The sequence below is a fragment of the Dulcicalothrix desertica PCC 7102 genome (genome assembly GCF_003991905.1).
In the GTDB taxonomy this organism is placed as follows: domain Bacteria; phylum Cyanobacteriota; class Cyanobacteriia; order Cyanobacteriales; family Nostocaceae; genus Dulcicalothrix; species Dulcicalothrix desertica.
On record NZ_RSCL01000036.1, the window covers coordinates 1 to 13,397 of the forward strand.

The window sequence follows — 13,397 nt, forward strand, 5'->3', positions numbered from 1 at the left end:
CGTGGTAACATGCGAAGCCGAGAAGTACTAACAGACCGAGGGCTTGACCAAAAAACAATTCAAAGCGCGTCACTGTGCAGTCTTCAGGGTTTTTAAAAGTGCTGAGTAGAAAGTCCTGAGTGCTGAGTATAAGAAATAACTACTTTTAACTCAGCACTCAGAACTCAGCACTAAAAAAAGTTTTTCCTGGTGCTTTTTGCGTGGTGGAACCACTCTGATACCATCCCGAACTCAGTTGTGAAACGCCGCAGCGGCTACGATAGTTGGAGAGTTGTCTCCTGCAACAATTGCTCGGTGCCAGGGCAATAATACAAAACAAAAACCTCCTCTTGTATATAAGAGGAGGTTTTTGTTTTTGGCGCCTTTCTTTACAGTAGTTTTGACGTGTGTAACTTACATCTTGTACCAGCCCAGATAGTTGTAGCAATCAAAACGTGCGAAAATTATTTAATACAATTATTAAGAAGGCACCTGAGCGAAATACTTCTTCTTGACAACACCACGTCGTAGATTATGTCACTTCTAACAACAGCCTTAGAGGATGTTTGAAAAGTCAGATAAGGTATAAATTGTCCCAAGCGAGTGGAGTCTTACGGAACGTAATGCGGAGCATTTGCCCTTACTGCTAGAATCTAGGGTTTTAGACATATACACCAGATGCGCGCGAAAGCGGGAAAACTGCGCCCTTCGTACCCGACTCATGACATTCACGGACACTTTTCCAACATCCTCTTAGAGCGAATTGTAAAGTGGCTAGAAAAATACAGACCATACGATGTCTCCTTTTTACAACCAGGACTTACTAAAAATGAGATAGAAATAATTACTGAAAAACTACCATTTAAATTACCGCATGAAGTTTATGAATTGTATCAATGGAAAAATGGTACAAGTCAAGCAGACCAATACTGGGAATTTGGTTTATTCTTTGATTGCTGGAGCTTTAAACCCTTAAATTCAGTGGTCAATGAATATCTGTCTCGGCATCACATAGACGATAACCCATATTTATTCTCTTTTATGAGCCGTTACACACTTCCTATTTTTTTTGGAAATGTAACGTGTGATCAACGTCACACACCCTACGTTATATAATAATATGTCGGTGCCAAATTATTTTAGAATATGAAAACGGCACAAGGCGCCAGGAGAAAACTCTCCCAACGCTTGTGAATTTTTTATTTATTGTTAGCATGGCTCTGTTTAGATATTACTCTAAGCTGCTAACTGTGGTTGTGCTGTTAAGTTTTGCAGTGCTTGTTGCATCTGACTAACTATATCGAGTTGAGAATTACCGCTTTGTTGTATTTGAACAAGGGTGTCACTCAGAGTTTGCAATTTATGTCGCAACTCGTTTAAGCCTTCTTGAGTTGGTTGTAGTATTTCTTCATATAAGCTTACTTTTGCTCTCGATTCTGCAAGAGCGTCTTTTAGCATTAATAAATTATCTTCCTTAACTTTTAAATCTTGATGTTTTTCTTCATACTCTGATGTTTGATTTTCTATAGTGTCTTGCGATAATTCAATGCCAGCATTTATTTGTTCAATTTGACGCTCAACATCCTGCAAGATTGCAAATTGCTGTTTTTGTTGCAACTCAATTTGTGCCAATATCGGTTTTAAGTCGATTTGGCTACCTTGCTCGTTGCTATTCTTACCTTGGCGCCGCATTAAAACCGTTTGATATTGCCGCAGTTCTCCTTGACGTTGTACCAAACTTCGACGTTGACCAACCAGTGTTTCGTTCAACATCTGATAAAGGTCTTTTTCATCGTTCAGTTCTTCTTCAAGGGTAGCTAACTCGCTAACGTCAGCAATACTTATTTTTTGCTGAATTTCCTTAATCGCATCTTCTTTATAATTAAGCTCTTGTTCTTGGTCGTGAACAAAACTTGAGTCGATATTTAACTTGTCTTGTAAATCTTGTACTGTTTTTTCTAACTCCTCCAAAGACATTGACTCTAAAGCTTCAACATCAATAGATTCGATCAAACTTGCATCACCAGGCGCCGCTAAACTGCAAACTTGCTGATATAAGTCTTCTTGGGAACGTAACTGTTCTTTGAGAATACGCACATACTCTTGCTTTGCATCAAGCACGGCAGTGTTTGCTTTTAAATCGTTTGTCTGCTGGTCTAAAACAGCTTTGACTTGCTGACACTCATTTTGAGTTGCATCAAGCTCTTGTGATAAATTTTCAATTTCAAGTTGCTCCTGTTCTACCGAAGCTTTTTGTTGCTCGAACTTTTGCCAGTGCGTGTTCAATAACTCCTGTTGAGTATTTACCACTTCAAAAGCGTAATTTAAACTCTCTTGAATAGCATCAGTCGAAACAACACTCGCTTGCATACCTTCGAGCAACCCATAAAAAACTCCAGCTTGCTCTGAATCTATTACTGTTCCCTGTTGTAAATTTGCACTTAATTCCTCTAGACGCCCTTGTTCACCACGTAAATGCTTCCAGGCGCCTTCTAACTCTTGACTCCTTTTCTCAATTTCTTGTTTTAAGGTTTCAATTTCAGCACGAGAGTTGTCAACCTCTTGTTTTTCAGAGTCTAAATTTTGGCACTCCTCTTCAAGCTGCTGAAGTTGTGCCATCCTATCTTCCATCTCAAGCTCTCGTCGTGAGAGTTCCTGCGCTTGGAAAGTTAACGACTCCTTCCACTGATTTATTTCTTCCTCCTTGGCTTTGAATTTTTCTACCTGTCGAGAATAATTCTGCAAAATTGTGGCCAAAGGGCGCCCAGCTTCTTGAATACGTTGAACTTGTCGAGTTGGACTTAATTCCACCATGACAAGGGCGCCATCATTTAATTTACTAGCATCCTCGGCCGAGATTACTTCTTCAGATACTGCGCTCCAACTTTGGTCGTTGCGCTGACAAGCTAGGAGCTTTAGTTCTGCTTTGCTCCCACCACCGAGTAAACCGCCTTTTTGTTTTTGTACTTCTGCTAAATACAGCACACCTTTAATCCTTTTGATGCACTTAATAGTGTCGTTAGTTGTTAATAGTTATACGTTAAATAATCATGCAACCTACGATATCCAACCCGATAATAGCTAGACAAGGCAGGCAAAACTATTTATATTCGCGACATGTCAAATTTTACTATAGACATATACTGTAATCGCGTCATCATATTGTGTACCTATTTTGTCTAAAATGACTACCGTGTTATCACTGGCATTAAAATATGAAATCAATCAGTTAAAACAAGTATTCACAATTTTGATCTCACCTTTAAATATGGCTGCATAAATGGGCACAATAAAAACAAGTATATACAGGAGTGCCTTTAAGTGCCTTGGAGCTAGATGCAGGGAAATTTAGATGAAATTGATATTCGCAGTATCCTGCAATTGATTGAGCTAGGACAGCGAACCGGGGTACTGTTTGTATCCTCGTTGGAACCCAACCCAACTGAATCTTGGTTCATGTTTTTTCTTAATGGTCAAATTGCATATGCTAGCAATGGAGTGCAAAACCTATCAAGACTTGATGATTATTTACGACATTATCGAGTCAAACCCCCTATTGATAAGTTCACAAACAATATATTTGATGTCCAGGTACGACGACGACAAGATCAACTAGCTTTTAGTGAATCGTATTCGTTGCCAGAATATAGTTACTTATGGGCGTTGCTCGGACAAAATATTATTAACACAACTCAAGCTCGTACCATTATTCAAGGTCTTATACGCGAAACAATCTTTGACTTACTGAATTTAAAGCGTGGAAATTTTCTTTTTGAGGTAACTTCCCCGCTTGCTCCTGTATTAAACACCTGGAAGACTGCACCACTGACATCACAAACCATCAGGCAAGTACAAGACTGGAAACAGCTTTACCCCTATATCCAATCTCCTGACCAACTGCCAATGCTCGCATCTGTCGTTCGACTACAGTCTTCTGTGCCAATGGCTACTGCGAACAAACTCAAACAGTGGGCTGATGGAAAAACTTCGCTTCGTCAACTCGCACGCTACCTCAATCGCGATATATTGACTGTCGCTAAGGCTTTATATCCTTATGTGCTACAAGGGTGGGTACATCTTGTATATACGAATACAATAGCTTTAGCAGAAAATGAACCAACCACAGAGGAGAATCAAATAACCACAAAAAAAACTATTGTTTTCATCGACTCAGAAACAAGTACACGTAGATCGGTAGAGTCTATTTTTATGTCAGAAGGTTTTAATGCTAGCGTTTTCTCAAATCCCATACAAGCGCTCACTGGTATCTTTACCCTGAAGCCTAATTTAATTCTATCTGAGCTAACAATGCCAGAATTGAATGGCTATGAGATTTGTGCAATGTTGCGTTCGTGTCAAGCATTTCGGCACTTACCAATTATTATGCTGACTGACCAAAAGAATTTTTCTCTTCTTGCTAAAGCCAAAATGGCGGGAGCTACAGGGTTCTTAAGTAAACCTTTTAACAATGCTGATTTAGTAATGATAGTCAAACAGTGCCTGAATAGCCCTGTTATCGGGAACAATAAAAATACAGGACTTGTTGATTACACTCAATATAGGGTAAAAAATAATATCACAGAACAAACAAAAACCCATCGTTTATAAAATTTGTCAAGGAATAGAATAAATTTATACATAAATCAAGCGGGGCAGGGAATGTTCCATATTTATAGGGACATCTACATACAAAGAGGTAGTAATGGGGTATATGAGTACAGTTCTGATTGTAGAAGATAGTATCGCGCAGAGGGAGATGATTACTGACCTTCTGAAGGCGAGCGGGATGATTGTTACCCATGCCGCAGATGGGGTTGAGGCGCTTGAGGCTATTTTAAGCGAACCCCCCGATTTGGTGGTTTTGGATATTGTTATGCCTAGAATGAATGGTTACGAGGTGTGTCGGCGCCTTAAGTCTGACCCAAAAACTCAAAATGTCCCTGTTGTGATGTGTTCTAGTAAGGGGGAGGAGTTTGACCGCTATTGGGGTATGAAACAAGGCGCCGATGCCTATATTGCTAAACCTTTTCAACCGACTGAGTTGGTGGGTACTGTTAAACAATTGCTGCGAGGATGAGTCACATATGACGCTCAAACCAGATTTTTTAGTTGGAGACTCAGATTACCAGTTGGGTCGAGAGTTAGAAGTATCAAGTCCCGAAGGTGAGTTACATTTAAGGTTTTTTATTCCTTCGCACCAAGAGTTCGCTTTACTCGCTACTGGTATTCGCGAGGTTATTGAACTTAGTCCCGATAGAATTACCCCTATTCCTAATGCTTCTCCTTTACTTTTGGGTACTCTAAATTTACGAGGTCGTGTTATTTGGGTGGCTGATTTAGGACAGTTTTTGGGTGACGCTACTCCGTTAAATACCGACCGCGCAGAAATTCCAGTAATTGCTATTGAAGAACAAGAAACAATTGTTGGTTTAGCTGTTGATTCTATTGGTGGTATGGATTGGCTTTTGGTGCAGCATCTTGCCGCTCCAACCAATATTCCTGATATAGCAGCGCCTTTTTTACGAGGTGAGTGGTATTCCAGTACCGAAGGTAATTCTAGCTTACGATTGCTAGACCAAACTGCTATTTTGCGTTCTGCGCGGTGGGCAGGTTAATAAGATTAGACGGAGGCTATAAATGACTACTAGTATTGATGATTACTCTTCTATTTATCAACAGGCTGTTAATGCCTATGCTCAACAAAATTATCACCATGCTGCCACCTTGGTTGACACTGTAGTGACGATGGCGCCGCATGACCCAAATACACATTTACTACGGGGACATGTATATTACGTGTTGCAAAAATATGATATTGCAACAGTTGAGTACGAAAAAGTTTTAGAAATTACTAGTAACCCAGAAATTACTGCTTTTGCTAAAACTGGTTTAGAAAATATTAGTCACTACCAACAATTTTCTAATACCGACACCAACTTTAAAGAGTCAGATATAATCGACGACGTGCTTACAAACGACTCCGAGGCTAATTTCTCTGATTTGGTTGATGCTAGCGAGTTTGATGCAGTGGCGCCATATCTAGACTCTACCGCAGACGCATCTCCATTTGGCGACATGGACATATCCAAAAGCGGTTTTGACCTGAGCGCCCTTAGTAATAATCACTTCAGTGATTTAAATAGTGATTTAAATAGTGATTCTAATGGCAACAACCCACCATCAAACAATCCCTTTGACATACCCACCGACAGCACCGTATTTAGTTACAAAGCTAGCGAGACTCCCAGCAATAATGACCCATTTGCTAATTACTCAGATTCGGCAACTACTAACAACCCTTCCGAAGATAAAAGTGAACTAGAATTACCCGCATTTTGGCTATCAGATATACCACAAAGTAATAACTTAGAGACTGGTGATGGTAATAATCTAAATACTACTAATAGCTCCGAACCATTTGATATACCTGACTTTGTAATGGAGTCAGAATCAGTTTATAATCGTAACTATGATTTAAATGGTGTAAATAATAATGATGATGTAACTCTTTATATTAATGATAATAATGCAACTTCAGAACCAGAAATAAAAACAGATACATTAAATTTTACAACGTTTGATAGTATTTTAGATGCTCCTGATACTGAAAGTAGTGCAAATTTAACTACAGAAACACAACAACGAATTCGGGGTGAGTTTTCGACGTTCAGTATCGATGCAACCCAAGATAAGAACGTGTTTGCGAGTAATCCGACATCGAATGCTAGCAGCTTTGATATGGATGACAGCTTTGATTTTGAGGCATTTGAATCAGCGTTTGGGTCAGATAGCGGCGCCTCAAATATTGAGAAAGCATCTGATAATAACAGTGTCCCCTATTCAGAATCAAAAAGTTCGAGTTCAAACAATAGTGCCAACAAAAACTCTAACAATATAGAATTTTTAGAAGATTTTGATGCATTCGATGACCTTGGTAACATTCCAGGGTTTGAAATGAGCCACGAATCTACTTTTGGTGGTTCCCAATCAAATCATTCTGGGTCTTTTAATACCCCGATAAAATCGAACACACAAAGCACCGCGACTTCTCCTAAATTAAATAAACCAGAAGCTACACGTGACTCAGAGTTATTTAGTATCACTTCAACACATGAAGCTGTACCTATATTTACTCAATCTGATGTTAGTCGAAGTGAACCACAAGTCAGTCACGAACAAGGTATACTGGCGCCATTAGAAAATGCTCCATTAGAAAGTAAACAATGGTTTATAGCAGCAACAGTAGGTGTAGTCAGTGCCATCGTTGTTGCCACCGTCAGCTTTGGTGCTGCTAACTTATCAAAAGAAGGAGTTGAACGTGGCGCCATTAGTCGAACTGGTTGGGCAATGGCATTAGCTGCGGGAGTTGTTTCTTTTGCTACAACTGGTGTAATGGGAAGTCTCACCTTTAAACAAATTCGTCGCACCACCAAAGATTTACAAAGTCAGTTTGATAGTGTACGTCAAGGTAATTTGGGAGTGCAAGCAACTGTATATTCTGAAGATGAATTTGGACAGTTGGCTGCGGGTTTTAATGAGATGACTCGTGTCATTTTTACCACGACCAACGAAGCTACACGCAAAGCACAAGAGCAAGAAGAAGCCAAAGAAAATTTGCAACGCCAGGTAATTCGCTTACTCGATGATGTAGAAGGTGCCGCGCGTGGTGACTTAACTGTGCAAGCCGAAGTAACCGCTGACGTACTTGGCGCCGTTGCCGATGCCTTTAATTTAACGATTCAAAACCTGCGAGATATCGTCCAACAGGTAAAAGTTGCTGCGAAGGAGGTAACTCGTGGCGCCACTAATTCCGAAACGTTTGCACGCGCACTTTCTACAGACGCATTACGACAAGCTGAAGAACTCGCAGTCACGCTCAACTCTGTACAAGTAATGACAGATTCTATACAACGGGTAGCAGAAGCAGCACGCGAAGCTGAGACTGTTGCGCGCGATGCAAGTTCTATTGCATTGAAGGGTGGAGAAGCAGTAGAAAACACCGTAGCGGGTATTTTAGAAATTAGGGAAACAGTGGCAGAAACCACGCGCAAAGTTAAGAGACTCGCAGAATCTTCCCAGGAAATCTCGAAAATTGTGGCATTAATTTCTCAAATTGCCTCGCGTACAAACTTATTGGCATTAAACGCGAGTATAGAAGCAGCACGGGCAGGAGAAGCAGGACGAGGATTTGCAATTGTCGCAGACGAAGTTCGGCAGTTAGCAGATAAGTCAGCGAAATCTCTCAAAGAGATAGAACAAATCGTGATGCAAATTCAAAGTGAGACTTCTTCTGTAATGACGGCAATGGAGGAAGGAACACAGCAGGTAATTACCGGAACTCGACTTGCCGAAGAAGCAAAACGCTCACTCGACAATATTATCCAGGTTGCCAACCGTATCGATATATTAGTGCGCTCCATTACTGCTGACACCGTAGACCAAACAGAAACATCCCGTGCGGTTGCCCAGGTTATGCAGTCGGTGGAGTTAACTGCCCAAGAAACATCGCAAGAAGCACAACGAGTAAGTGGAGCTTTACAACACTTGGTGGGTGTATCCCGCGACTTAATTGCCTCGGTAGAACGGTTCCGTGTAGAAACCGCAGAATCCAGATAAGAGTGGAAAGTGCGCTCGTGCGCTCGTGCTGAGTGGGAAGAGAAGAAAGTTATAAAGTTAAAAAGTTATAACTTCTAATAATCTATCACTTCTTACTTCTCACTCAAAACTCCTTACTTCTTACCTACGAGCGCACGACTCACGAGCGCACTCAGTACTATTTATATATTCAGCACTTTTAACTATTTTTAAATTTATGTTACCTGAACAACAACAACGTATATTAGGCTATTTTATAGAAGAAGCGAGAGACCATTTAAATACGATTGAGCAAGGTTTGCTGAATCTTCAGGAAACTTTAAACGACCAGGAAATGATTAACGAGGTGTTTCGGGCTGCTCATTCTATAAAAGGTGGCGCCGCGATGTTATCTTTAAATAGTATTCAGCGAACTGCTCACCGTTTAGAAGATTGCTTTAAGGTTTTAAAAGAAAATCCAATTATTGTTGACCAAAAGTTAGAGTCTTTGTTTCTGGGTGTTTCTGATACTCTCAAAGCTTTACTCGAACATTTAAGCGGCCCGTTTGGACTTTCTGAAGAAGCAGCAGCTAACTTGATGAGTGAAGCTGAACCCGTCTTTGGATGGTTGAATGAACATTTAGAGTCACTCTTGGGTACACAAAATGGTACCACTATTAAAGTCAGCACCCTGGAACCCCATAGTAATGACGTGTTATCCGAAGGATTTCCCGAAGGGATTCATCACGTCTCCCCTTCGCACGTCTCCCCTTCGCACGTCTCCCCCTCCCCAACAATAACACCCGTAAGCACCCCTGACGATTGGCAACAATTCCAAAGTGGGGTATTACAAAAACTTCGAGATATGTTGCAATTATTTAAACAAGATGCAACTGAGTCGTCTCGTAAGGGTTTAGAAGCTTGTTTACAATATTTGGTGATTATTGGACAAGATTTAAACTTGACTAATTGGTGTCATTTGTGTAGAAGTGCTGCAACTGCGGTGACTAACCCAGATAATAGTTATTTGACCCTAGCAAAGATTATTATTACAGAAATTAAAACCGCTCTTGAATTGGCAATAAGGGGGAGAGATGCTTCCATTACCATTAGTCCACAGTTAGAAGCACTCCAGAATGTACCAGATATTTCTTTACTCGAACTTAGCAGCGACTTTTTTGATAATAATGTTGTATATTCGGCGCCACATGAATCTATAGTTGAAATAACTGATTTAAATCAAATATCTGACCATAGTCCTTTTTTACACGATGTCGATTTCGATGATATCAACTCGGATGATATTAACTCTTTGTTTGATATAACCGAACAATTGGACTTTGAGGTTGATATTACTGATATTACTGATATTACCGAAATAGAAGTTACTTTAGACTCGTCTGATACTATTGAGTCTTTATTTGAATTATCTGATGATATACAAGAGATACAAGAGATACAAGAGATAGAAGATGTTTTCTCCAAGGATTATAAAGTTGCATTAAATATTAATGATAACCGTGTTTTAAATGGTACGAGTGCGTATGAAGACCATCATGGGCCTATTGTAGGTATTGCTGAACTTACCGAACTCGACGAGTTATTTAAGGATGATGCTTCATATGTAGATGATATTAATTTGGTTGAGCAACTTCCAGAAATTGAGGTATTGAGTAGTATTGAAAACAATGACGATGCTGATTATGATGTTGATGCGTCGGATAGCGAACTCGACGATTTGTTAGTTATTGATTCTGGTACCAATTTTTACCTTAGTCCTAATAGGGGTAACGATGAGTTAACGGTTGTTCAGTTGTTTGGTAGTTCTCTGGATGATGTTGAAGAGTTAGTTATTGTTGATAACGACTTATCCAATCCGTCCGTTTTTCGTATTGATGATATAGGCGAACCAATTAGTCCAAACGTACAAGAGTTGCAAACAGAGGATGATTTTGCACCCTTATGGAATATGGAGGAGTCTGGAGTTAGTTCCGAGTCAGTTGTATTAAGTTTAGTTGATGATGAGTCGTCTGTAGCATCTATATTAGAGTCAAGTTTATTTGCCGCAACTGCAAATGATGATATTTTTGATGGTTATATAGAGTTTGAGAATTCGGATGATAATTTGTCACTAACATTTGATGATGTTAATGATTTATTTGAAGAGTTAACGCCATCGCAAATTGCCGCTGTTTCTGATTATAATAATAATGATGATGTTGAGGAATTACAGCAATTAAATTTTACTCCCATCGAGCCAGAATTTATACATTCGACTACCGAAACACCAAGTATTATTCCTGAAGTTACGGATATTTGGAACTTTGATACATCGTCCGTCGAACCGCAAGTCGCTCCTGAAACAATTGGACAAAGTTTTGATATTGGATTAAATGATATTTTAGATGATACTGAGTTGAATATTGAGTTTTATCATCAGGTAAATAATGTTAGCAGTAACTCAGAAATATCGGATAACTTTTTAGAAGAAACTTTTATTATAGAAGAAAAAGAATATGCTGTTAAACCCTCAAAATCAGTTGAACCGCTGTCTATTGCATTTAATTCAGATTTAATTGATGATGATGAATTTGCTGCACTCGAAGCTTTATTAGTTAATGATAGTGGTAATAGTGAAGTAGAGGCGCCTTTAAATATAGCAGCTTACAAGAGTGTTTCATCGAACAATAATAATATAGATGCGATAGATGAATTTGGCGATTTAGAAAAAATGCTGGCACCGAGCGACAGTATTGGTGGAACATCACAGTCAGCTTCTTCTGTTTTATTACCCCGCAATACGAATAGACGTTCGACAGGAGCAAGGTTTGAACAGTTAATGAAGGTGTCGGTAAAACATCTTGATGATATGAGCAACTTGGTTGGGGAGTTGGTGGTTAACCGTAACACCCTCGAACAAGACCAGGAACGTTTACGTCAGTCGCTGGATAATTTACTTATACAAATACACCATTTAAGTGATGTTGGCGCCAGAATGCAGGAATTGTACGAACGTTCGTTACTCGAAGCATCTTTGTTAGCAACACGAAAACATAGTAATAATGGGGGTTTTAGTACACCAGTAAGTAATAAGGATAGTGATAGAGGATTTTCTGAGTTAGAAATGGATAGGTTTACACCGTTCCATACATTATCTCAAGAGATGATTGAGTTGATAGTTAGGGTGAGAGAATCAGCGAGTGATATAGATTTTGTTACCGAAGAAACAGAGAGAGTTGCAAGGCAATTTAGGCAGGTAACAACACAGTTACAAGAAGGTTTAACGAAAGCTCGCATGGTTCCTTTTTCTATTGTAACCGACCGGGTAAAACGGGGTGTGCGAGATAATGCGATTAAGTGTGGTAAGCAAGTTGAATTAGTAATAGAAGGTCAAGATACGCTGATAGATAAAATGATATTAGAGCATTTAACTGACCCGTTAATACATATGCTCAATAATGCCATAGCTCATGGTATTGAAACTCCCGAAGAAAGAACGAGTAAGGGTAAACAACCTGTAGGGATAATAACAGTGCGTGCATTCCATCAAGGAAACCAAACTGTAATATCTGTATCGGATGATGGTGCGGGTATTAATGCTGATTATGTGAAACAAAAAGCGATAAAAGTCGGGTTAATAACACCAGAACAAGCCAAAACCATATCTAAGATGGAAGTGTATGAGTTGTTGTTCCAACCTAATTTTAGTACAAAAGACCAAGCGGATGACTTAGCAGGTCGTGGAGTGGGGATGGATGTTGTACGAACTAGTATTAGTGAAATTAGAGGAACAATAACAACAGATTCAACATTGGGTAAAGGAACAAACTTTACGATACGATTACCGTTAACCCTAAGTATATGTAAAGCATTGTGTTGTGTATGGGATAAAGCGCGAATTGCGTTTCCTATGGATGGTGTGGAAGACACGTTAGATATATCTACTAAAAGCATTCATAAAAATGCTGATGGTACGTTATATATATTGTGGCGTGATACGAAATTACCATTTAAACCGTTGAAAGAACTATTAACATTAAATAGACAAATAAGTCGGGGAAGTGTGTATGGGGGAACGCGCGATGATGATATGGTATCTGTGGTAGTGATACGTTCGGCATCAACATTAATAGGGTTGCAAGTAGACGCGGTATTAAGCGAACAGGAAATTGTAATTAAACAGTTTGAAGGTCCGGCGCCGAAGCCAATAGGTGTTGCAGGCGCCACAGTGTTGGGGGATGGTAGAATAATGCCCATAGCGGACGTATTGGAAATAATTGATATATTCACTGGACGTACCGCACTCTCAAGTCCAGTACCATTCTTTGAAGCAGCAGGTAATGGTACTGAGTCAATGGGCGCCATTACTGACCCAACTGTACTGATAGTAGATGATTCGATAACAGTACGTGAATTATTATCATTATCGTTTAATAAAGCTGGGTATAGGGTGGAACAAGCGCGCGATGGTCAAGAAGCATGGGAGAAATTACGTTCAGGTTTACCGTGTGACATAGTATTCTGTGATATAGAAATGCCACGCTGCGATGGACTGGAATTATTATCTCGTATTTCTAAAGAACCGAGCTTGAGTCAGTTACCTATAGCTATGCTGACATCGCGTGGCGCCGATAAACACAAACAAATGGCAATAAATTTAGGCGCCAGTGGGTATTTTACTAAGCCTTATTTGGAGGAAGCTTTGTTGGAAGCTGCAGGACGGATGCTGAAGGGGGAGAAATTGGTGGGTAATGGTTGATGTGATCGGTTTGGAGGGGAGCGGGTTTTGTTGATTGTTTTATGTAGGTAGATTGTTGGTTGGTTTGGGGGGCGGGTTTTGTTGA

7 protein-coding genes and 1 rRNA gene are annotated in these 13,397 nt (G+C 39.8%); 7 read left to right on the top strand and 1 reads right to left on the bottom strand.

From position 1 onward, the window contains the following. The first annotated feature begins 185 nt into the window (after positions 1-185). Both rrf and DSM106972_RS44370 read left to right on the top strand, forming a co-directional pair. Positions 186-303 (top strand): 5S ribosomal RNA (gene rrf, locus DSM106972_RS44365). Positions 304-657: 354 nt separating this feature from the next. Beyond that, complete coding sequence (locus DSM106972_RS44370) at positions 658-1,095, top strand: SMI1/KNR4 family protein (RefSeq protein WP_127086698.1); 438 nt, start codon at positions 658-660, stop codon at positions 1,093-1,095. Positions 1,096-1,215: 120 nt separating this feature from the next. Here DSM106972_RS44370 and hmpF read toward each other — a convergent pair whose 3' ends face one another. Continuing rightward, a complete protein-coding gene (hmpF, locus tag DSM106972_RS44375; protein ID WP_127086699.1) occupies positions 1,216-2,964 on the bottom strand; it encodes a pilus motility taxis protein HmpF in 1,749 nt (582 codons plus the stop codon). 351 nt (positions 2,965-3,315) lie between these two features. Here hmpF and DSM106972_RS44380 point away from each other — a divergent pair, with 351 nt between their 5' ends. From DSM106972_RS44380 to DSM106972_RS44400, 5 genes are all read left to right on the top strand, one after another. After that, on the top strand, positions 3,316-4,587 hold the full coding sequence (locus tag DSM106972_RS44380; RefSeq protein WP_127086700.1) for a response regulator: 1,272 nt from the start codon (positions 3,316-3,318) through the stop codon (positions 4,585-4,587). A 103-nt stretch (positions 4,588-4,690) separates the two neighbouring features. Continuing rightward, positions 4,691-5,056, top strand: a complete 366-nt coding sequence (locus tag DSM106972_RS44385; protein WP_026093613.1) for a response regulator transcription factor — start codon at positions 4,691-4,693, stop codon at positions 5,054-5,056. 7 nt (positions 5,057-5,063) lie between these two features. Continuing rightward, the gene (locus DSM106972_RS44390) at positions 5,064-5,594 is read left to right on the top strand and encodes a chemotaxis protein CheW (RefSeq protein WP_127086701.1); all 531 of its coding nucleotides are present in this window, start codon (positions 5,064-5,066) and stop codon (positions 5,592-5,594) included. A 22-nt stretch (positions 5,595-5,616) separates the two neighbouring features. Continuing rightward, entirely contained in the window at positions 5,617-8,595 is a 2,979-nt protein-coding gene (locus DSM106972_RS44395; RefSeq protein WP_127086702.1) for a methyl-accepting chemotaxis protein, read from the top strand. 196 nt (positions 8,596-8,791) lie between these two features. Continuing rightward, entirely contained in the window at positions 8,792-13,312 is a 4,521-nt protein-coding gene (locus tag DSM106972_RS44400; RefSeq protein WP_127086703.1) for a hybrid sensor histidine kinase/response regulator, read from the top strand. Positions 13,313-13,397 lie beyond the last annotated feature (85 nt).

Bases quoted from the DNA above. Each gene is read 5' to 3' on its own strand.
- DSM106972_RS44370 (WP_127086698.1), top strand. From the start codon at position 658: ATGCGCGCGAAAGCGGGAAAACTGCGCCCTTCGTACCCGACTCATGAC.
- DSM106972_RS44380 (WP_127086700.1), top strand. From the start codon at position 3,316: ATGCAGGGAAATTTAGATGAAATTGATATTCGCAGTATCCTGCAATTG.
- DSM106972_RS44385 (WP_026093613.1), top strand. From the start codon at position 4,691: ATGAGTACAGTTCTGATTGTAGAAGATAGTATCGCGCAGAGGGAGATG.
- DSM106972_RS44390 (WP_127086701.1), top strand. From the start codon at position 5,064: ATGACGCTCAAACCAGATTTTTTAGTTGGAGACTCAGATTACCAGTTG.
- DSM106972_RS44395 (WP_127086702.1), top strand. From the start codon at position 5,617: ATGACTACTAGTATTGATGATTACTCTTCTATTTATCAACAGGCTGTT.
- DSM106972_RS44400 (WP_127086703.1), top strand. From the start codon at position 8,792: ATGTTACCTGAACAACAACAACGTATATTAGGCTATTTTATAGAAGAA.